We start from the raw sequence: 20006 nt of genomic DNA, 5'->3' as shown, positions 1-20006 counted from the left end.
AACGGGATGGAAAGCGCATGTTGACCACGACGACGCAGCGAAGTATCGACGTCTCCGGCATCCCCGTCGGCTACCACGTCGCGGGAGAGGGACCGGGGCCGGAGCTCGTCCTCATCCACGGCGGCACCGGACACCCGGAGACCAGCTTCGCCACCCTGCTCGAGCACTTCACGCAGCACCGCAGCGCGATCGTACCGGGCTACTCGGGCAGCAGCCTCACCCCGCTCCCCGAGGGCGAGATGGACGTCGACATGCTGGTCGATCAGGTGGCGGGTGTGGTAGAGGCCGCCGCGCACGGCCCGGTGGACCTCTTCGGAATCTCCACGGGCGCCGTCGTCGCCGCCGCCCTGGCCGGCAAGCGACCGGATCTCGTGCGCCGCATGGTCGTCCTCGGCGGGTTCGTGCACTACCGCCGGCCGTGGCAGCGCCTGCTCATGCGCACCTGGCTGCGCCTGGCCGAACTGGACCCGGACGCCTTCGCCGAGTTCACACTCCTGCACGTGGTCTCGGACACGTTCATCGACTCGATGAGCGCGAGCGAGCGGCTCCGGCTGCGTTCCGGGCTGATGCCGTCCGAGGGACTGATCGCCCTGCTCGAGCTCATCAACCGGCTGGACATCAGCGACTACGTGCGGAAGATCGAGTGTCCCACGCTGGTCCTCGGCATGCGGCAGGACCAGCTGGTTCCCGTACGGTACGCCCGCGAGTTCCGCGACGCGATCCCAGGCAGCGACTACGTGGAACTGGATTGCGGCCACGCCGCGGCGATGGAGAAGCCGGACGAGCTCATCATGACGATCGAGAAGTTCCTCGCCTGACGCTCCCGGTCACGGCCACCCCGAGCCAGGAGCGACACCAAATCGGCCGGAGGCCGGTGATCTGTGATCACCGGCCTCCGGAGTGATGAGCTCCCGCGATAGGACTCGAACCTATAACCTGCCGGTTAACAGCCGGCTGCTCTGCCGATTGAGCTACACGGGATCGAAACTCTGCTCCGCTCGTTCCGGCCTTTCGGCTTTCCTTGCGGCGCGGAACTAGATTAGCGCACTCTGGGGGGTGCCTGTCACATCGAATACGTCCACGTGTCCCCCGCTCCTGATCGTCGTACGGCAAAGAGTGCGGGGCCGGGCCGTGGGGCCCACTGGAGCGGGGCCGGGACCTCTGCTGTTGGATAGAGACAGGCCCTCGGGGTAGAGGGGCGTGGAACACGAGCGCGGAGGTGGAAGATGCGATACAAGGCGATGTTCGCCACCGGGCTGGCCGTCGGCTACGTCCTCGGCACGCGGGCCGGGCGCGAACGCTACGAGCAGATCAAGCGTTTCACGCAGCGGTTCGCGGACAGCCCCACGGTGCAGGAGGCGGCGGGACTGGTCGGCGCGCAGGCCTCGAAGGTGGCGGGCAAGGCCAAGGATCTGGCGGGTGACAAGGTGCCGTTCCTGAAGAGGACGGACACCTGGGAGTCCGACAGGCCCGACAGGGTAGGCGCGGCGACCGGCTGGCCGGGGCCCGGCACCGACTGAGTCCACCGAGGATTCCCCCGGAACCGGCCGCCCATCGGCGGGGCGGTATCGGACGCGAGCGGCGGCCTCCCGGCACCTGCCGGGAGGCCGCCGCTTTCTCGTACTGCGCAGGGCCTCAGGCAAGGGCCTCAGACGCCGAGGCTGCGCCGCATCTCTTCGAGCGCCTGCTCGGCGTGGGCGCGCAGGCCCGGATCCGTCGCGTCGAGTCCGGGGTCGAAGATGAACTCCCAGCGCGGGGTGTCGTAGCCGGGGACGCGGCGGGCGACCAGGCGCACTCCCCCGCGGCCGTCGATGGTCACGTGGCGGCTCGCGACGACCGTCGAGGTGACCCGCTCGCGGATCGCCTCCGGCAGCCGCCCGGGCTCGGGCAGGACGACCCGGTGGGCGGCTCCGTCGGTCATCGTGACCGTGACGCCCTCCTCGTCCCACACGGCCTTGTCCATCAGGTGCCAGGGCAGCCGAGGCCCGCCGGGCAGGTGCATCGCCCGGGTGGTGGCGACCGCGTATCCGCCCTCCGCCGTACGCGCGTGGCTGATCGGGCGCTCGCCGCCTTCGAGCGCGAGCGCCGTACGGACCTCACGAGGCAGGCGGGAGCCGAACAGGCGGGACAGGGAGGGCCTGGATGCAGTCAAGGGAACACCGCCAGCGGACGACGACCGTTACCACCCGCAGGCTATCCGGCGGCCGGACCCGTCCCGGTCGCAGGGCCCGGAGCGACCCGATCCGGCGGGTGAACCCCGTCCGGTCGCGGGGCCGGGAGCGAGTCCGGAGCGGTTCGCACAAGGGGCATGACGCGGACGAGCGCCCTCCTCGGCCCCACACCGCCGGGACCGGAGGGCGCTCGTCCGCGTGACGACGGCGTCAGTCCAGGTAGTCCTTGAGCATCTGCGCCCGGGTGGGGTGACGCAGCTTGGCCAGCGTCTTGGACTCGATCTGGCGGATGCGCTCCCGGGTCACGCCGAACTCGCGGCCGACCTCCTCCAGCGTGCGGGGGTGGCCGTCGGCGAGGCCGAACCGGAGCTGGATGATCCGCTGCTCGCGCTCCGACAGCGTGGCCAGGATGTCGTCGAGCTGGTCCTGCAGCATGATGAAGGCGGCCGCCTCCATCGGCACCACGGCATCGGCGTCCTCGATGAAGTCGCCGAGGTCGGAGTCCTCCTCACCGATCGGCGCCTGGAGCGAGACCGGCTCCTGCGCGATGCGCTGGATCTCCACCACCCGGTCGATGGGCAGGTCCATCTCGGCGGCGATCTCCTCGGGGGCCGGCTCCCGGCCGAGGTCCTGGTGAAGCTGACGCTGCACGCGGACCAGTTTGTTGATCGTCTCCACCATGTGGACGGGAATGCGGATCGTTCTGGCCTGATCCGCGATCGCCCGGGTGATCGCCTGGCGAATCCACCATGTCGCGTACGTGGAGAACTTGTAACCCTTGGTGTAATCGAATTTCTCCACCGCGCGGATCAATCCGAGATTGCCTTCCTGGATCAGATCCAGGAACAGCATTCCGCGGCCCACGTATCGCTTGGCGATCGAGACCACGAGCCTGAGGTTGGCCTCGATGAGCCGCTGCTTGGCGCGCACGCCCTCCCAGACGAGGTCCTCCAGCTCCGGCCGGGCGAACCTCGCGGCGAGGCTCTCGCAGAGCTTGTCCTCCGCGAACAGCCCGGCCTCGATGGCCTTGGCCAGTTCCACCTCCTCCTCGGCGGTGAGCAGGGGGACCCTGCCGATCTCCCGCAGGTAGATCCTGACCAGGTCACTCGTCGGAGCCCGTTTGCCGACGTCCTCCTCGTCCGGCTTGCTGGGCTCCTCATCCCCTTGCGGTTCGAGGACCTCAACTCCGTTCTCGGCGAGCATCCGCACGACGCGCTCCAGCGCGTCGGCCGGCAACTCGGATCGGTCGAGCGCGGCGGCCACGTCGTCAACCGTGACGCTCCCGCGTTCTCTTCCCTTCGCGACGAGGTCCGCCACCTGATCTACCGATGGCGGCCTGCTTGGCAGCACCGATGCACCCACGCAACACAGTGTGCAGGAAAGGCGCCACTAAACGGCAGGCCTATTTTTGTCACCCAAGGTAAGGCCAAAGTCAATACCGAATCGAGATCAAAGTATATGTTTGGCGGCTGTGCGGTCTGGAAAGGGACGCTTATTCAGGCTCCGCTCGCGCGTTCCCGCAACACCCGTCGCTGCTGTTCCAGCGCCACCAGTTCGCCGAACAGCCGGTTGTACTCCTGCTGCTCGTCGACCGGGTTGAGCCGCTGCAACCGCGACTTCACCCGCGCGACCGCCCGGCCGACCGAGATCTCCTGGATCTTGGCCAGGACGGCCGCGCCGTACCGCTCCTCGACGTTCACGTCCGCGCGCACGGCCTCGACCGCGAACCGGGTGACGAGCGACCTCAGGTCGAGGCCGGGCACCGCGCCCGCGGCCCCGGGTTCCGTCTGCTCCAGGAGCCGGTCCACCCACTCGCGCCCGCCCGGCCCGCCGGCGGCGGTCCCACCGGCCGCGGCGACGACGCCGAACAACGCGACGTGCTCGGGCAGCGTGAACGTGTCGGGCTCGAGCGCGTCGAACTCGGGCCCGAGCAGAGCGGGCCGCTGCACGGCGAGCTTGAGCGCCTCGGCCTCCAGCCGTACAGCGGGATCCATCGGGTCGGGCCCCGCCGCGCCCGGTCTCGCGGCCGGTCCCGGGCCCGCCTGCTGCCCGGCCGCTGCACGCCCGCCCTGCCCGTTCTGGGCACGCCCGCCGGGGGTACGTGCGCCCTCCTGCGCCCGGCCGGCCGTCTGCTGCACGCGCCGGATGACGAAGCCCTCGTCCATGAAGCCGAGCCAGCGGTCGAGGTCGACCGTGTACGCCTTGCGCAGCCCAGGGTCCTTGATGGAGGCCACGATGGGCGCGGCGGCGTCGAGCGCGGCCAGCCGGCCCTCGTTGGTGTCGAGGTCGTAGCGGGACAGGACGCTGCGCACCGCGAAGGCGAACAGCGGCTCACGACCGGCGATCAGGTCCCGCACGGCCGCGTCGCCCTGCTTGACCCGCAGGTCGCAGGGGTCGAGACCATCGGGCTGCACGGCGACGAAGGTCTGCGTGACGAACTTCTGCTCGTCCTGGAAGGCGCGCAGGGCGGCCTTCTGCCCGGCGGAGTCGCCGTCGAACGTGAAGATGACCTCGCCGCGGAACTCGGCCTGGTCGAGCAGCAGGCGGCGCAGCACCTTGATGTGCTCCTCGCCGAAGGAGGTGCCGCAGGTGGCCACCGCGGTCGGCACACCGGCCAGGTGGCAGGCCATGACGTCGGTGTACCCCTCGACGATCACGGCCTGGGACCGCCGCGCGATCTCCCGCTTGGCGAGGTCGACGCCGTACAGCACCGAGCTCTTGTGGTAGATCGGGCTCTCGGGGGTGTTCAGGTATTTGGGGCCGTCGTCGGAGTCGAGCAGCTTGCGCGCCCCGAAGCCGATGACGTCGCCGGTGATGTCGCGGATGGGCCAGACGAGGCGGCCGCGGAACCGGTCGACCGGCCCGCGCCTGCCCTCACGGGCGAGCCCGCCCTTGATCAGTTCCTGCGCGGTGAACCCGCGGCCCATAAGGTGCCGCGACAGCGCCTCCCACTCGTTCGGCGCGTAGCCGACGCCGAAGTGCTCGGCGTCGGCCCGTTCGAAGCCGCGCTCGGACAGGAAGCGCCGCCCGGGGCCCGCCTCGGGGCCGGACAGCCGCTCGGCGTAGAACTCGGCGGCCGCCCGGTGCGCCTCGATCAGCCGCACCCGCTCGCCCTGCTCGCGGCCCGGCACGTAGCCGCCCTGCTCGTAGCGCAGCTGGATGCCGGCACGCTGCGCGAGCCGCTCGACGGCCTCGGCGAACGTGAGATTGTCGATCTTGCGGACGAACGTGATGACGTCGCCGCCCTCGGCGCAGCCGAAGCAGTAGTAGTAGCCCCGGGCCGGGGTCACGTTGAAGGAGGGCGACTTCTCGTCGTGGAACGGGCAGAGCCCCTTCAGGTTGCCCCCGCCCGCGTTGCGGAGCTGGATGTGCTCGCCGACGACGTCGGCGATCGGTGAGCGCTCCCGTACGAGCGCGATGTCCTCGTCACTGATCCGCCCGCTTCGCCCTGCCACGCTGGCGAGTCTAGTGCCGGCCTCCGACAGGCCGGGCCGCCCCTCGTCCGGGCATGCGGACATGTCACGACTTTCCCGAACCGGTCGTGATATCCGGCTTGGTCCGTTAGAAAGGAAAGGTTCGGTAACGTCGACCAGGTGGAGATCATGCGATCGGGGAGACTGGCCGCCCTCACCGGCGCCGCGTTCTTCGCGGCGTCCTGCGGCGCGCCCGGGGGCGTCGCCGGTGTGAGCACGCTGCCGCCGGCGACGCCGCCGGCGAACGTGATCACGGCCGCGACCGCTCCTTCCGACCCTGGACAGGCCGTTCCCCCCGCGGGCGACGAGCCCGTGCGGATGCCGCCGCCGAAGATGTCCCCCTACACGTACGCCTTCCCGGTCAAGGGATGCAAGGTGTCGTACTCCCGCAAGCTGCTCGTGCTCCCCAAGACCACCATCTGGGCGGAGAAGGGGTGCGCGTTCGTGTCGCCGGTCGACGGAGTGGTCCAGGAGGTCAACGTCAAGAACCAGTGGGCCCCCTCGACCGACCGCGGCGCCGACCGGGAGGGCCGGTACGTCACCGTCAAGGGCGAGGACGGCGTGCTGTACCTCGGTGGCCACCTCGACTCGGTCGACGAGGACCTCAAGGCGGGCGCCAAGGTCAAGGCCGGGCAGCTCCTCGGCCGGGTGGGCAACTCCGGCAACGCCCGCGACACCGCGAGCAACCTCTACTTCGCCATCTCCTGGCCGACCGCGCCGCAGAACTGGTGGATCCGCCGGGGCATCGTGCCGCCGTGGCCCTACCTCGACGCCTGGGACGACGGCAACCGCACGGTCTCCCCGCGCAAGGCCATGCTGACGCTGCGCAAGAGGCTGGGCGCGACGCCGCCCTGCACCCAGTTGTGCGCCTCCAAGCAGCAGCAGTCCTCGCCGCCCCCGGAGGAGTCCCGGCCGCCCAAGAAGAAGGACAACGACGAGGACACCAGGGTGGTCGTCCCTCTCTGAGCCCTTCGGCCCCGGCCGTTCACCAGGGCACCGTTCACCAGGGGACCGTTCACCAGGGCATCGGGCCGTTCTCGTCGAAGAAGCCGCCCGTCGGCCCGTCCGCTCCGAGCGTCGCGAGCCGCACCACGACCGCCGCGCCCTGCGCCGCCGTACGGGGAAAGGCCAGGCCGAGGTCCCTGGCGAAGTCGGTGTCGCAGGCGCCGGGAGCGACGGCGTTGACGAGGACGCCCAGCGGGCGCAGGTGCTTGGCGTACTGCACGGTCAGCGCGTTGAGCGCGGTCTTCGACACGGGATAGGCCACGTTCCCCGGCATGCCGGTGAAGTGGTGGTCCGGGTCGTTCATGTGCGTCATGGACGCCGTGCCGCTGGAGACGTTCACGACGCGTCCGGCCGCCGACTTCGCCAGGAACGGCAGCATGGCGTCGGTGACCCGGACGACCCCGAAGAGGTTGGTCTCGAACACCGCGCGCACGCCGCCGAGGTCGGCCGCGCCGGGCGGCTGCCGGGCGTCGCCGGAGATCCCGGCGTTGTTGACGAGCACGTCGAGCCGGCCGAAGCGGTCGCCCACCCGCTCCGCGGCCGCGCGCACGCTCTCGTCGTCGGCGACGTCGAGCGTCAGCGGATGGACCTCCAGGCTCTCCGCCCGGAGCGCCGTGACCGCCGCGTCGCGGCGCTCCGGATCGCGCGCCCCGAGCAGCACGGTCATGCCGAGGGCGCCCAGCTGCCTGGCGGTCTCGTATCCGATTCCCTTGTTCGCGCCCGTTACCAGGGCGACGGTGTCAGTGCCTGTCATGGGCCCAGCCCACCATCCCGCCCTGCGCGCGGCCCAACACCGACTCGGTCACCGGCGATACCCTCGCGGTATGAACGCTGGTGACGACGGCGTCGAGACGCGGGAGCTGGCCTATTTCGTGGCGGTGGCCGAGGAGTTGCACTTCGGGCGGGCGGCCCGCCGCCTCGGCATCGCGCAGCCGCCCCTGTCGCGGGCGATCCAGCGGCTCGAACGCCGCCTCGGCACGCGACTGCTGGATCGCGACAGCCGCACGGTCACCCTGACCGAGGCGGGCGAGACGCTGCTGCGGGAGGGCCGCGCCGCGCTCGCGGCGGTGTCGGCGGCCGTGCGCCGCACCCGGCGGGCCGGGCGGAGCGAGCCGTCCCTCGTCCTGGCCGCCAAACCGGACGCAGACGCCGGCCTGCTGCCCGTGATCCTCACGGCGTACGCGGCCACGCCGGACGCGCTGCCCGTCGACATCGTCTTCAGCTCCTGGGAGCGCGGCGCGATGGTGCGGGACGGCCGGGCCGACGCCGCCCTGATGCACGCCCCGCGCGAGGACCTGACCGGCCTCGCCTTCGAGGACCTTCTGACGGAGGCGCAGGTGGCCGTGCTGCCCCGGCGGCATCCGCTGGCCGCCCGGGCCGTGCTGTCGATGGCCGACCTGGACCGCGAGCCGCTGCCGCGGTGGCCGCGGGCCGCCCCCGACGGCACCTACCGCATGGCCGAGAGCGGCCACCTGATGCATCTCATCGCGCTCGGCCGGGCGGTGGCGGTCGTCCCCGAGTCGGTGCGGGCGAACCTGCGGCACGACCTCGTCGGCGTGCCCGTGGCCGACGCGCCGCCGACGACTCTCGTGCTCGCCTGGCCGGAGGGCAGCAGGTCGCGGGCGCTGGCCGCGTTCGTGCGGTCCGCCGCGGAAGCGGCGCGGACAGCCCGGCCGGCCCCGGCCGCAGAGGACGCGCGCGCCGCGCAGACGACCCGGCCGGCGGGCGCCGCACAAGAGCCCGCACCGCAGACTGGGCAAACCACACAAACGGCCCAGACCACGCCGGCGGGCCTACCGGCCCAAGTTGCGGATTACCGGTGGGCCGGGGTCAGCCGACGAGACGGCGGGAGGCCGACAGGCGGCGGTGCCAGCCCATCGCCGACGCGTCGGTGAGCGAGGCGATCTGGTCGACCACCGCGCGCAGCCGCCCCGCGTCGTCGGCCGCCTGCTCGAACTGCGGGCGCAGGGCCGGCTCCAGCGTCGCGGGGGCGCCCCGCATGACGAGGTCGCCCAGCTCGGCGATGAGCTCGCGCTGCCGGGCCTGCACGGCGTGGTGCGACTCCCGCGACATCACGTAGCGGGCCGTCACGCCCTTGAGCAGCGCGCACTCCAGCCGGGCGGTCCTCGGCACCTCCAGGTTCGCGTCGTAGCGCAGGCACGCCCCTCTCCCCCCGGGTCCGGGACGGCAGCCGTACGCCTCACGGGTGGCGTCCTGGGCCGAGCGGCACAGGCGGCCGATGAGCGTGCTGGTGAGCCGTTTGAGCGCGGCGAGGTCGGCGAGCCCGGCGTCGAAGTCGGCCGGCCACAGCGGCTCGGCGAGCAGCCGCGCGAACGTCTCGGCCAGTTCGTCCACGTCGGCGTCGGGGGCGTACCACTCCCGGGTCAGGCGGCACACCTCCAGCCGCTCCTCCGGGTCACGCAGCTCCGCCGTCGTGACGTGGCCGCAGGCCAGCGCGTCCTCCAGGTCGTGCACCGAGTAGGCCACGTCGTCGGCCCAGTCCATGACCTGCGCCTCGAAGCGGATCGCGTAGTCGGGCGCCCCCTCCCGCACCCACCGGAAGACCGCGAGGTCGTCGGGGTAGACGCAGTACGGCCCGCCCTCGCCGGCGAGCGGGACGCCGGGGACGCGGCAGGCGGACCCGGCCCAGGGATACTTGCAGACCGAGTCGAGCGCGGCGCGGGTGAGGTTGAGCCCGGCGCTGCGGCCGTCCTCGGTGATGACCTTGGCCTCCAGCCGCGTCAGCAGGCGCAGGTTCTGGGCGTTGCCCTGGAACCCCCCGCACGGCGTCGCCAGCTCGTCGAGCGCGGCCTCCCCGTTGTGGCCGAAGGGGGGATGCCCGAGGTCGTGGGCGAGGCAGGCGGTCTCCACCAGGTCGGGGTCGCAGCCGAGGACCCTGCCCATCTCCCGGCCGATCTGCGCGCACTCCAGCGAGTGGGTCAGCCGTGTGCGGGGACTGTGCAGGCCGGTGTAGTCGGCGGGGGCCACCACCTGCGTCTTGGCGGCGAGCCTGCGCAGCGAGGCGCTGTGGAGCACGCGCGCCCGGTCGCGCTCGAACGGGCTCCGCTCGGGGTTCCCGGGCGGCTCCGGCACCCATCGTGCCTGGTCGTGCTCGTCGTAGCGGGCCATGCGTCCTCCTTCCTGTCGCCCTCGCCTGGCCGCCGTGCCCCGGCCGTGTCCCGGCCGCGTCCGGCCCCCATCCGGCGGGGAATGGAGCGTACCCCCGAAGGTCGGGTTTCACGACAGATCCGGTAGTACGAAGGAAGATTGCCGCTCTTGCCGTGATTCGCGACGCCGGGTGATACTCGGCTTCGCTGCCGAGGAGGAGCCCAGGTGGTGGACAACGAGCTCGCGGAGGTCCTCAGATCGGGACCCTTCGAGCGGGCCCTGCGGACGGCGATCCGCGCCCGGGGGCTGAGCCTCGACCGCCTGCACTCACGGCTGCGCGAGCGCGGCGTCGCCATCAGCCTGTCCAGCCTCAGCTACTGGCAGCGCGGCCGGTCCCGGCCGGAGCGCGCCGCCTCCCTGGCGGCCGTCCGGGAGCTGGAGACGATCCTGTCGCTGCCCGAGTACGCGCTGATCGGCCTGCTCGGGCCGCCCCGTCCCCGGGGCCGGCGGCCGGAGACGGTCGCCGTGCTCAGCCACCACGAACAGGTCGTCGTGGGCGCCGACCGGCGCCGGAACCGGGCCAGCGCCCGGGTCGTGCTGCGGGCCGCGGCGCCGGGCGTGGACCGGTACGTGGTCGCCCATCCCCCCGGCGCCCGGCTGCTGCGGGCCGAGTCCTGCCGCCCCGGCCGCAGCGACGACGCGGGCCCCGGCACGCTGACAGAGCTGATCTTCCCGCATCCCCTGACCACCGGCGAGACCCGCGTCGTCGAGTACGTCACCGCGTTCCCCGCGACGGCCGACCGCTACGACCTGCACCTGCGGGACCCGGTCGAGCAGTTCCTGACGCAGGTGCGGTTCGCGGGCGGGCGGCTGCCGGTGCGGTGCTTCCACACCTGGTCCCCGGACGCGTCGGCGCCGCCCGGGGACGCCGGTGAGCTGCGCGTCGACGCGTTCGGGACCGCCCACGTCGTGGACACCGCCGCCCGGCCGGGCGTCCGCGGCGTCCGCTGGGAATGGCGCTAACTCTTCGTGATCTTCACGTCGTCGACGGCGGCCTCCACCAGGCTGGCCGCCGACAGGTCGGCCGCCTCGATCTGGATCCGTACGGTCTGGCCGGCGAAGGCGGTCAGCGACGCCGTGGCGACGCTCCACGAGCCGTTCCGGTTCGCGGCCGCGCCCAGCTGCTCGAAGACCGTGCTCGTCGTGCCGCCGATCACCCTCACCCGGAAGTAGTCGTCCGGCGAGGCGTTCGACCCGTGGGCGAGATACCAGGAGAACGACAGCGTGAGCGTCCCCGACGACGGCAGCGTGATCGCGGGCGACCTGATCGTCGTCGCTCCCCCGTCTATGTCGTAGTCCCCGGCGCTCGCGCCCGCCGCCGCGCCGGTGACCAGGTCGTAGCTCCCGCTGACCGGCGTGCCGAGCTGCTTGGCCCCGCTCGACGACGTCGCGGCGGGGCGGCCCCGCTCCCAGGCGCCGGAGGCCGCGGTGTCGGTGCCCGCCGCGTTCACCGTCCAGCCGGTCGCGGTCTCGAAGTCGTCGGAGTAGACGGTCGTGGACGGGGTGCCGGTGCCGCAGTACGTGGACTCCTTGCCGATGACCCGGTAGACGCAGTCGGCGTTCTGCGTGAGCAGCAGCGCCGCGGCCCGGTTGCGCGAGGTCTCCCTGTCGATGACCTCGTCGGGCGGGTAGAAGCCGGGGCTGCTCCCGGTGGGATACATCTCGAAGGTGTACGTGAAGATCTTGTAGGTGCCCCACATCCAGTCGTCGATGGAGCCGTCGGTGATGTAGAGGTCGCTGGCCTGCTCGGGGGTGTAGCCGTTGGTGGCCGCCATGCTGCGGCCGAGCGCGGCGTGCGCGTCCCGGTCGTCCTGCGTCATGCCGGGGCCGGTGTCGGCCGTCGTGTACCCGTACGGCCACAGGACGAGTTCGCTGTAGGTGTGCCAGTCGATGGCCGCCTTGATCTGCTGGACGCCGCCGACGACCCGGCCGCGCACGAAGTCGGCGGCCGCCCTGACCTCCGGCGCGGACTCGGCCGCCGCGCCGCGGTAGGTCTCGCTGGACGCGGTGCCGGAGGACCCGCCGCAGCAGCCCCACCGGTAGGCCCAGTTGCGGTTGAGGTCGGTGCCGACGCTGGAGGTGCCGGAGTTGGGCTGGCGGTTCTTGCGCCACGACCGGTAGGAGCCGGTGGCGATGTCGTACTCCCCGCCGTCGGGGTTGAGGTCGGGCAGGATCCAGATCTCCCGGGTGTTCACCAGGTCGGTGATCTGGGCGTCGCTGCCGTACCCGTCGGTGAACAGGCGCAGCAGATAGATCGCCATCTCGACGGTGAGGTGCTCGCGCGCGTGCTGGTGCGCGGTGAACAGCACCTCCGGCTCGCTCTCGTCGGTGGCCACGTTGTCGCTGATCTTGACGCCGATCATGTCGCGACCCTCGTACGACCGGCCGTAACTGAACCTGCGGGCGATCGCGGGATGGGCGGCGACGACCTGGTCCACCAGCGTGCTGAGCTCGGCGTAGTTGTGGTAGCCGGAGTCGCCCGAGGGGAAGTCGAAGGTCTGCGGCCCGCTCTCGTCGGCGGGCGGGGCGAGCTCGGTGACCCTGAACCCGAGCGCCCGGATGGCCGCGACCTCCCGGGGCGTCGCGGTGACGACCAGGCTCCGGCCGTGGACCTCGTCGATGGCGGCGCCCGTACGGGCGACGGCGCTGCGCTGGGCGACGTCGGCGGGGCCGTCCACCTGGTACTGCCTCGACGGCGCCGGATCGACGGCCCGCACCGCCGGGGCGACCCTCGCCGATCCGGCCGGTCCGGCCGCCGAGGCGTCCGGCGGAGCGGCGGCGCCGAGCACGGCGGGGATCACACCGAGCAGCACGGCCGCGATCCCCAGCGCCGGCGGGTACAGACGTCTTCTCACTCCACGCCCTCCCTTGCGGTAGGTACGTAGAGTGATCAGTCAGGCGGCCGGGATCAACGTTCACCGGGCCGTGTCGCGCGGCCCGGTGAACCACCCGCATCATGAACTGGATGTTCCACAACCAGTCCGGATGTTCTGTGGAATTTCAACTCACCGGCTGTCGGAACCCGTGCGGGTCAGCGCGGCGCGGCCCGCCTCCAGCCGGGCCACCGGGACGCGGAACGGCGAGCAGGAGACGTAGTCGAGCCCGATCTCGTGGCAGAAGTGGACCGAGTCGGGGTCGCCGCCGTGCTCGCCGCAGATGCCGAGCTTCAGGCCGGGCCGGGCCCGCCTGCCCTCCTCGGCCGCGATCCGCATCAGCCGGCCGACGCCGTCCCGGTCGATCGACTCGAACGGCGAGACGCCGAAGACCCCGAGGTCGAGATATCTGCCGAAGAAGGCGCTCTCCACGTCGTCGCGGGAGAACCCCCAGGTCATCTGGGTGAGGTCGTTGGTGCCGAACGAGAAGAAGTCGGCGGCCCCGGCGATCTGCCCGGCCGTCAGCGCCGCCCGGGGCACCTCGATCATCGTGCCGATCGCCGCCTCCACGCCCGCCTCGGCGAGGATTCCCGTCGCCTCCTCCCGGACGATCTCCAGCTCCTGCACGGCGCCGACCAGCGGGATCATGATCTCCGCCCGCGCGCCCTCGACCTGTCTGGCCGCGGCGGCGATGGCCCGCACCTGCATGGCGAACAGCCCGGGGATCGCGAGGCCCAGCCGGACGCCGCGCAGGCCGAGCATCGGGTTCTGCTCGTGCAGGCGCCGGACCGCCGCCAGCAGCCTGCGGTCGCGGTCGCCGGCCCGCTCGCCCGCCACGGCGACCCGGACGGCGAGGTCGGTGAGGTCGGGCAGGAACTCGTGCAGCGGCGGGTCGATCAGCCGGATCGTCACCGGAAGGCCGCGCATGGCCCCGAAGATGCCGGCGAAGTCGGCCGTCTGGAGCGGTTCGAGCGCGTCCAGCGCGACCTGCCGCTCCTTGTCGCCCGGCGCCAGGATCAGGTCCTCCACGAGCCGCCGCCGCTCCCCGAGGAACATGTGCTCCGTACGGCAGAGCCCGACGCCGAGCGCGCCGAAGCGGCGGGCGCGGGCGGCGTCCTCGGCGGTGTCGGCGTTGGCCCGCACCTCCAGCCGGCGTACGGCGTCGGCGTGGGTCATGACGCGGTCGACGGCCCGGACCAGTTCGTCCTCGACCCGCCCGCCCTCGAAGTAGCGGGCCACCGGCGAGGCGGTCACCGGCACCTCCCCGAGGTAGACGGCGCCGGTGCTCCCGTCGATCGAGATGAGGTCGCCCTCGTTCACGACGACCCCGCCGGGCGCGGTGAAACGGCGGGCGTGCGGGTCGACCTCCAGCTCCTCTGCCCCGCACACGCAGGTCTTGCCCATGCCGCGGGCGACCACGGCGGCGTGCGAGGTCTTGCCGCCCCGGGAGGTGAGCACGCCGTGCGCCGCGATCATCCCGGCCAGGTCGTCGGGGTTGGTCTCGCGCCGCACGAGGATGACCGCCTCGCCCCGTCCGGCCACCTCGACGGCCCGCTCGGAGCTGAAGACGGCCCGGCCCGCGGCGGCCCCGGGCGAGGCGTTCATGCCGGTGGTCAGCCGGTGACCGCCGCCCGTGGCGGCGAACCGGGGGAACATGAGGTGGGCGAGCTGGTCTCCGGTGACCCGGGTGACCGCCTCGTCCATGTCGATGAGGCCCTCGTCGACGAGCTGGGTGGCGATGCGGAAGGCGGCCTCGGCCGTGCGCTTGCCGACCCGCGTCTGCAGCATCCACAGCCTGCCGCGCTCGATCGTGAACTCGATGTCGCACAGGTCGCGGTAGTGCCGCTCCAGCGTCGCCATGATGCCGAGAAGCTCGTGGTACGCCTCCGGGTTGATCGTCTCCAGCTCCTGCAGGGGAACGGTGTTGCGGATGCCGGCGACGACGTCCTCGCCCTGGGCGTCGCGCAGGTAGTCGCCGTAGGCCCCCCGGCGCCCGGAACCCGGGTCGCGGGTGAAGGCGACCCCGGTGCCCGAGTCGGGGCCCATGTTGCCGAACACCATGGCGACGACGTTGACGGCGGTGCCGAGGCCGGCGGGGATGCGCTCCTGACGGCGGTAGAGGACCGCGCGGGGCGCGTTCCACGATTCGAAGACCGCCCGTACGGCGAGGTCCATCTGCTCACGGGGGTCGTCGGGGAACTCCCGGCCGGCCCGGGCGCGGACGATGCCCTTGAAGGTCTCGACCAGCCGTTGCAGGTCGGCCGCCTCGAGTTCGGTGTCGTCCCGGTCGCCCTTGAGGTCGTCCATCGCGTCCTCGAACGACTCGCCGTCGATGCCCAGCACGGTCCTGCCGAACATCTGGATCAGCCGGCGGTAGGAGTCCCAGGCGAAGCGGTCGTTGCCCGACTGCTTGGCCAGCCCGAGGACCGAGTCGTCGTTCAGGCCGATGTTGAGGACCGTCTCCATCATGCCGGGCATCGAGAACCTGGCCCCCGACCTGACGCTGACGAGCAGGGGGTCGTCCGCCTGGCCGAGACGCTTGCCCATGCGCGCCTCCAGGGCGGCGAGGTACCCGCCGACCTCCTCCTCCAGCCCGTCGGGCAGGTCGCCGTGCCGCAGGTAGTGGCGGCACGCCTCGGTGGTGATGGTGAAGCCGGGAGGCACGGGCAGGCCGATGTTGGTCATTTCCGCCAGATTGGCGCCCTTGCCGCCGAGCAGGTCCTTGAGGTCCTTGTTGCCCTCGGTGAATCCGTAAACATACTTCGGCATCCGACGCTCCCTTCTGAACTGCCGCAAAAGCCATCGAAGCGGCCTGCAACTGGACTGTACCGGGGAAAATCATCCTCAACCGTCACCCTCTGCCTCACATACCGTTTACCCAGGTAGACGTGTCAGCAGAGGTCTAATCCAATTGATTTTTACGGGACCGTGGCAATGGTTCATACCAATTCGCCGCCGGGCCGAGGCGGCGGGCGTTCGAAAGCACGGAAATGGTGTAGACCACGTGGCCGGAAAGGCCGCGTACCGGTGAGTCGGCCGTGCTGAGCCGCTCGGGTGCGATATAAACGAGCCACCCTCCGACCACAGCCAAGGGGAGGGTTTCCTGTGTCGCGAGCGGTGTCGCGAATGGTGCCGGCACGCGGGACGCCGGCGCGGCAGGCGTCGGCACCGAAGGCATCGGCGCGGGGGGTGCCGACGCGGGGGGTGCCGGCTCGGAGGCTCTGGCCGGTGACGACGGCGGTGGCCGCGGGACTGGCCGCGCTGGTGGCGGCCACCGGGTGCGAGGGCGCGCGGGTCACCCCGGAGCAGAGCGTGTCGGGCACGCCGGGCCTGGCCTGGAAGCCGTGCGAGGAGACGGCGTCGTCGTCCGGCTTCGAGTGCGCGACGCTCCAGGTGCCGCTCGACTACGCCGCGCCGTCCGGCAGGAAGATCGGCATCGCCCTGGTCCGGCTGCGCGCCACCGAACCCGGCCGGCGGCTCGGCTCACTCGTCTTCAACTTCGGCGGCCCCGGCGGTTCCGGCGTCACGACGCTCATGCAGGCGGCGCACGCGTTCTCCACCCTGGGCGGCCGTTACGACCTCGTCAGCTTCGACCCGCGCGGAGTCGAGCGCAGCAGCGGCATCCGGTGCCTCAGCGGCCCGCGGATGGACTACTTCCTCGCCCACGAGCCCAGCGGCGACGCCCGGTCGGAGAAGAGCCTCGTCGCCGAGTTCACCCAGGGGTGCGAACGCGAAGCGGGCTGGATCCTGCCGTACGTCGGCACGGTCAACGCGGCGCGCGACATGGAGGCGCTGCGGGCGGCGCTCGGCGACTCCCGCCTCAACTACCTCGGGTTCTCCTACGGCACCCACCTCGGCGCGGTCTACGCCACCCAGTTCCCCGGCAAGGTGGGCAGGATGGTGCTCGACTCGGCCGTCGACCCCTCGGTCACCCTGCTCGACATGTCCAAGACCCAGGCCCTCGGCTTCCAGAAGGCCTACGAGGACTACGTGGCCGACTGCGCCAGGACCCGGACGAGCTGCCCGCTCGGCGCCGACCCCGCCGCCGTGAAGGCCGACGTGCTGAAGCTGCTCGACTACCTGAACCGCAGGCCGCAGAAGCAGGGCGACCGCGAGATCACCCAGAACATCGCCAGGGCCGGCATCACGCAGGCCCTCTACAGCAGGCTCACCTGGCCGCTGCTCACCGAGGCGCTGAAGGAGGGCGGGAAGGGCGACTACAGCGGCCTGCTCACGCTCGCCGACCAGTACGCCGGGCGGCGGCCCGACGGCAGCTACTCGACCCTGCAGTTCTCGCTGCCCGCGATCCTGTGCGCCGACACCACCGACCGGCCGTCGGTCGAGGAGGCCGAGAAGCTGGCCCGGCGGCTCAGGGCGCGGACGCCGGTCTTCGCGCCGACCGCGGCCAGCGCCGGATCCTGCAGCGTGTGGCCGGTGCCGGGAGACGACGGCGCCCGGCGGGTCGACGCGAGCGGCTCGGGGCCCATCCTGGTGGTCGGCGTGACCAACGACCCGGCCACGCCGTACCAGTGGGCGCCGCGGCTCGCCGGTCAGCTGCGCACCGGGGTGCTGCTGACCCTGGACGGCGAGGGCCACGGCGCGTACGGCCAGAGCGGCTGCATCGACGACCGCGTCAACGCCTACCTGCTGGAGGGGCGGGTGCCCGCGAAGAACACGCGCTGCACCTGATCCCCCGGGCCCCCACGATCCGCCCGGCCCGTCCCCGGCGCTTTTCGTCGACGACGCGGAAGGCCCCGCCCGGGAGATCTCCCGGGCGGGGCCTTCGGTGCGCCGATCAGTCGTTCAGGTGCTGACGCAGGTAGGACTCGACCTGGTCGAGCGCGACCCGCTGCTGGGCCATCGTGTCGCGCTCGCGGATCGTCACGGCCTGGTCCTCCAGGGTGTCGAAGTCGACCGTGATCGCGAACGGCGTGCCGATCTCGTCCTGGCGGCGGTAGCGGCGGCCGATCGCGCCCGCGTCGTCGAAGTCCACGTTCCACCGGCGGCGCAGCCGCGCGGCCAGGTCGCGGGCCTTCGGCGACAGGTCGGCGTTGCGCGACAGCGGCAGCACCGCGACCTTGACCGGGGCCAGGCGGTGGTCGAGGCGCATCACGGTCCGCTCCTCCATCACGCCCTTGGCGTTGGGCGCCTCGTCGACCGTGTAGGCGTCGAGGAGGAAGGTCAGCGTCGCGCGGTCCACACCGGCCGCCGGCTCGATGACGTACGGCACGTAACGCTCGCCCGACTCCTGCTCGAAGAACGACAGGTCGGTCCCCGACGCCTTCCCGTGCGCGGTGAGGTCGAAGTCGGTGCGGTTGGCGATGCCCTCCAGCTCACCCCACTCGCCGCCGGCGAAGTTGAAGCGGTACTCGATGTCCACCGTCCGCTTGGAGTAGTGGGACAGCTTCTCCTTCGGGTGCTCGTAGAGCCGCAGGTTGTCCTTGTTGATACCGAGGTCGACGTACCAGCGCAGGCGCTCGTCGATCCAGTACTGGTGCCACTCCTCGTCGGTGCCGGGCTTGACGAAGAACTCCATCTCCATCTGCTCGAACTCGCGGGTGCGGAAGATGAAGTTGCCCGGGGTGATCTCGTTGCGGAACGACTTGCCGACCTGCCCGATGCCGAACGGGATCTTCCGGCGGGCCGACTGCTGCACGTTCAGGTAGTTGATGAAGATGCCCTGGGCGGTCTCCGGCCGCAGGTACGCCAGGCCCGACTCGTCCTCGACCGGGCCGAGGAACGTCTTCAGCAGGCCGCTGAACTGCCTGGGCTGGGTGAAGGCGCCCTTGTTGCCGCAGTTGGGGCAGGTGATGTCGGCCAGGCCGCCCGCGGGCTCACTGCCGTGCTTGGCCTCGTACGCCTCGAGCAGATGGTCGGCGCGGTACCGCTTGTGGCACGACTGGCACTCGGTGAGCGGGTCGGTGAACGTCTCGACGTGACCGCTGGCCTGCCAGACCTCGCGGGCGAGGATGACGCACGAGTCGAGGCCGACGACGTCGTCGCGGCCCTGCACCATGGCCTTCCACCACTCGCGCTTGACGTTGTTCTTGAGCTCGACACCCAGGGGTCCGTAGTCCCAGGACGCCCGCAGGCCTCCGTAGATCTCGCTCGACGGGAAGACGAGCCCGCGGCGCTTGGCGAGGCTGACGATCGTTTCCAGGACGTCGGTGCGACGTGCCATCAGTGGGACTCCATCCGGCTGGGTGTCGGCGTTGAGATCGGGTCGGTGCGGATCGAGGTCAGGTTCAGATCGAGGTCGGCGATGCGCCGGCGGCTCGCTCAAGCGGTCGGGCTCGGCCCGGCCGCCTGCCCGCGGCGGCGGCGACGTCCGGCCACCTGCCCGGATCCGTGCCCAAGCTTAGGGGAATCCGGCGGCCCCGCGCTCACGGCTTGCCCGTGGTCCCCGCGTTCACGCCGGCGCCCGGAGGCGCGTAGACGTCCTCGAAGGCCCCCGGCTCGTTGATCATGAGGGTCATCAGCGGATACATCTCCATCCGCGCCGCCGACAGGGCGCGCCGGTAGTGGCCCGCCCCCTCCCACTCGCTGACCAGCGCCCACAGCGCGGGCTCGTCCACCGCCCTGCCGAGCCGTCCGCGGAGGTAGCCCGGCTGCGCGGCCAGCAGGTCCAGGATGGCGCGGGCCTGGGTGGCGAACTCCTCGGTGCGGGCGCCCGGCACCGAGTAGCGGATCACGGCGAGCATGCCGCCCAGCATGCCACCCTCTCCCGTACGGCCCGCCGCGAGGGGGCGGGCGAAGGGGCGCGGGAGGCGCGGGCGGGGCTAGGCTCTCAGGCGTGGGAAGCGAAACGGAACCGCCGCGCCGCCAGGTCCCCGCGCATCCCCTGGCGCGCAGGCCCGCCGGGGAGACGCAGGCGCGGGGAGCACGGGCGGGAGGAGCCCAGGGGCGATCGCCGCGCCCGGTGCGTCCGCTGCCCGCCGGCGAGCACTTCTTCACGCCGGGCGCCACCGGGGCGCGCCGGACGGTCGAGACGAAGAGCGCCCCGCTGCTGGTCTTCCTGTTCCAGATGCCCCGGTGGCTGGCCCCGGTGGTCCTGGTGGCGCTGCTCATCGCCGGGCTGGTCGTGCCGGACTGGCGCGGCGGCGTGGCCGTGCTCCCGGTGCTGGCGTTCATCGCCTGGCTGGCCTACCTGTCGTGGCCGTCGCTGCGGCCGATGGGCCGGTTGCTCCGCGTGGCGGTCGGGACCTTCCTGGTTCTCCTCGTCGCGACCCGCTTCGGGCTCTTCTGACGCGAGCCGTCCCCAGGTCGTCGCGGGTGCCGCCGGTCGGACGGCGCCGCTCGACCTGCCGGACACGACC

General features: G+C 71.9%; 16 protein-coding genes and 1 tRNA gene. 7 read left to right on the top strand and 10 right to left on the bottom strand.

The genetic code is table 11. The features are described from left to right. Positions 1-17: 17 nt before the first annotated feature. Entirely contained in the window at positions 18-818 is an 801-nt protein-coding gene (locus HHX37_RS20480) for an alpha/beta fold hydrolase (RefSeq protein WP_182874698.1), read from the top strand. Positions 819-908: 90 nt separating this feature from the next. Here the strand turns inward: HHX37_RS20480 and HHX37_RS20475 are convergent. Then, positions 909-981: transfer RNA gene (locus HHX37_RS20475), tRNA-Asn, on the bottom strand. Positions 982-1226: 245 nt separating this feature from the next. Here HHX37_RS20475 and HHX37_RS20470 point away from each other — a divergent pair. Further along, positions 1227-1520 (top strand): YtxH domain-containing protein, encoded by a 294-nt coding sequence (locus HHX37_RS20470; protein WP_117410106.1) that lies wholly within the window; start codon positions 1227-1229, stop codon positions 1518-1520. A 128-nt stretch (positions 1521-1648) separates the two neighbouring features. On the opposite strand, the gene HHX37_RS20465 is transcribed toward HHX37_RS20470, so the two are convergent. The 3 genes from HHX37_RS20465 to dnaG form a co-directional block, all read right to left on the bottom strand. Then, positions 1649-2152, bottom strand: a complete 504-nt coding sequence (locus tag HHX37_RS20465; protein ID WP_244302028.1) for a hypothetical protein — start codon at positions 2150-2152, stop codon at positions 1649-1651. A 229-nt stretch (positions 2153-2381) separates the two neighbouring features. Next, positions 2382-3521, bottom strand: coding sequence for an RNA polymerase sigma factor RpoD (rpoD, locus tag HHX37_RS20460; RefSeq protein WP_204283337.1), 1140 nt, complete (start codon positions 3519-3521; stop codon positions 2382-2384). Positions 3522-3667: 146 nt separating this feature from the next. After that, a complete protein-coding gene (dnaG, locus tag HHX37_RS20455) occupies positions 3668-5689 on the bottom strand; it encodes a DNA primase (RefSeq protein WP_182886403.1) in 2022 nt (673 codons plus the stop codon). Between the two features lie 84 nt (positions 5690-5773). On the opposite strand from dnaG, the gene HHX37_RS20450 reads away from it, so the two are divergent. Beyond that, positions 5774-6610 (top strand): M23 family metallopeptidase, encoded by an 837-nt coding sequence (locus tag HHX37_RS20450; protein ID WP_182886402.1) that lies wholly within the window; start codon positions 5774-5776, stop codon positions 6608-6610. A gap of 49 nt (positions 6611-6659) precedes the next feature. Here HHX37_RS20450 and HHX37_RS20445 read toward each other — a convergent pair whose 3' ends face one another. Further along, positions 6660-7403 (bottom strand): SDR family oxidoreductase, encoded by a 744-nt coding sequence (locus HHX37_RS20445; RefSeq protein ID WP_182879281.1) that lies wholly within the window; start codon positions 7401-7403, stop codon positions 6660-6662. 70 nt (positions 7404-7473) lie between these two features. On the opposite strand from HHX37_RS20445, the gene HHX37_RS20440 reads away from it, so the two are divergent. Then, a complete protein-coding gene (locus HHX37_RS20440) occupies positions 7474-8544 on the top strand; it encodes a LysR family transcriptional regulator (protein ID WP_182886401.1) in 1071 nt (356 codons plus the stop codon). On the opposite strand, the gene HHX37_RS20435 is transcribed toward HHX37_RS20440, so the two are convergent. After that, on the bottom strand, positions 8480-9778 hold the full coding sequence (locus HHX37_RS20435) for a deoxyguanosinetriphosphate triphosphohydrolase (protein ID WP_182879283.1): 1299 nt from the start codon (positions 9776-9778) through the stop codon (positions 8480-8482). The two genes, HHX37_RS20440 and HHX37_RS20435, sit on opposite strands and share 65 nt — an antisense overlap. A gap of 204 nt (positions 9779-9982) precedes the next feature. Here HHX37_RS20435 and HHX37_RS20430 point away from each other — a divergent pair, with 204 nt between their 5' ends. Next, complete coding sequence (locus HHX37_RS20430) at positions 9983-10780, top strand: hypothetical protein (RefSeq protein WP_138461348.1); 798 nt, start codon at positions 9983-9985, stop codon at positions 10778-10780. Here the strand turns inward: HHX37_RS20430 and HHX37_RS20425 are convergent. Both HHX37_RS20425 and ppdK read right to left on the bottom strand, forming a co-directional pair. Then, complete coding sequence (locus HHX37_RS20425; protein ID WP_310740459.1) at positions 10777-12672, bottom strand: M14 family zinc carboxypeptidase; 1896 nt, start codon at positions 12670-12672, stop codon at positions 10777-10779. The two genes, HHX37_RS20430 and HHX37_RS20425, sit on opposite strands and share 4 nt — an antisense overlap. Before the next feature lie 150 nt (positions 12673-12822). Continuing rightward, the gene (gene ppdK / locus HHX37_RS20420) at positions 12823-15459 is read right to left on the bottom strand and encodes a pyruvate, phosphate dikinase (protein ID WP_182886400.1); all 2637 of its coding nucleotides are present in this window, start codon (positions 15457-15459) and stop codon (positions 12823-12825) included. Between the two features lie 459 nt (positions 15460-15918). Between ppdK and HHX37_RS20415 the strand changes: the two genes are divergently transcribed. Next, positions 15919-17379, top strand: coding sequence for an alpha/beta hydrolase (locus HHX37_RS20415; protein ID WP_310740458.1), 1461 nt, complete (start codon positions 15919-15921; stop codon positions 17377-17379). Between the two features lie 106 nt (positions 17380-17485). On the opposite strand, the gene HHX37_RS20410 is transcribed toward HHX37_RS20415, so the two are convergent. Both HHX37_RS20410 and HHX37_RS20405 read right to left on the bottom strand, forming a co-directional pair. Beyond that, the gene (locus HHX37_RS20410) at positions 17486-18871 is read right to left on the bottom strand and encodes a glycine--tRNA ligase (protein ID WP_182874706.1); all 1386 of its coding nucleotides are present in this window, start codon (positions 18869-18871) and stop codon (positions 17486-17488) included. A gap of 202 nt (positions 18872-19073) precedes the next feature. Continuing rightward, the gene (locus HHX37_RS20405) at positions 19074-19391 is read right to left on the bottom strand and encodes an antibiotic biosynthesis monooxygenase family protein (RefSeq protein WP_182874707.1); all 318 of its coding nucleotides are present in this window, start codon (positions 19389-19391) and stop codon (positions 19074-19076) included. A gap of 92 nt (positions 19392-19483) precedes the next feature. Between HHX37_RS20405 and HHX37_RS20400 the strand changes: the two genes are divergently transcribed. Next, on the top strand, positions 19484-19936 hold the full coding sequence (locus HHX37_RS20400; protein ID WP_310740457.1) for a DUF6703 family protein: 453 nt from the start codon (positions 19484-19486) through the stop codon (positions 19934-19936). Positions 19937-20006: the final 70 nt, after the last annotated feature.

Source organism: Microbispora sp. H10885, from assembly GCF_014161415.1.
Lineage (GTDB): Bacteria > Actinomycetota > Actinomycetes > Streptosporangiales > Streptosporangiaceae > Microbispora > Microbispora triticiradicis.
This window is presented reverse-complemented; position numbering and strand designations above follow the sequence as displayed.

Coding starts and splice junctions, on each gene's coding strand:
- HHX37_RS20410 (WP_182874706.1), bottom strand. CDS start 18,871: ATGGCACGTCGCACCGACGTCCTGGAAACGATCGTCAGCCTCGCCAAG.
- HHX37_RS20450 (WP_182886402.1), top strand. CDS start 5,774: ATGCGATCGGGGAGACTGGCCGCCCTCACCGGCGCCGCGTTCTTCGCG.
- HHX37_RS20470 (WP_117410106.1), top strand. CDS start 1,227: ATGCGATACAAGGCGATGTTCGCCACCGGGCTGGCCGTCGGCTACGTC.
- HHX37_RS20435 (WP_182879283.1), bottom strand. CDS start 9,778: ATGGCCCGCTACGACGAGCACGACCAGGCACGATGGGTGCCGGAGCCG.
- ppdK (WP_182886400.1), bottom strand. CDS start 15,459: ATGCCGAAGTATGTTTACGGATTCACCGAGGGCAACAAGGACCTCAAG.
- HHX37_RS20405 (WP_182874707.1), bottom strand. CDS start 19,391: ATGCTCGCCGTGATCCGCTACTCGGTGCCGGGCGCCCGCACCGAGGAG.
- HHX37_RS20440 (WP_182886401.1), top strand. CDS start 7,474: ATGAACGCTGGTGACGACGGCGTCGAGACGCGGGAGCTGGCCTATTTC.
- HHX37_RS20480 (WP_182874698.1), top strand. CDS start 18: ATGTTGACCACGACGACGCAGCGAAGTATCGACGTCTCCGGCATCCCC.
- HHX37_RS20445 (WP_182879281.1), bottom strand. CDS start 7,403: ATGACAGGCACTGACACCGTCGCCCTGGTAACGGGCGCGAACAAGGGA.
- dnaG (WP_182886403.1), bottom strand. CDS start 5,689: ATGTCCGCATGCCCGGACGAGGGGCGGCCCGGCCTGTCGGAGGCCGGC.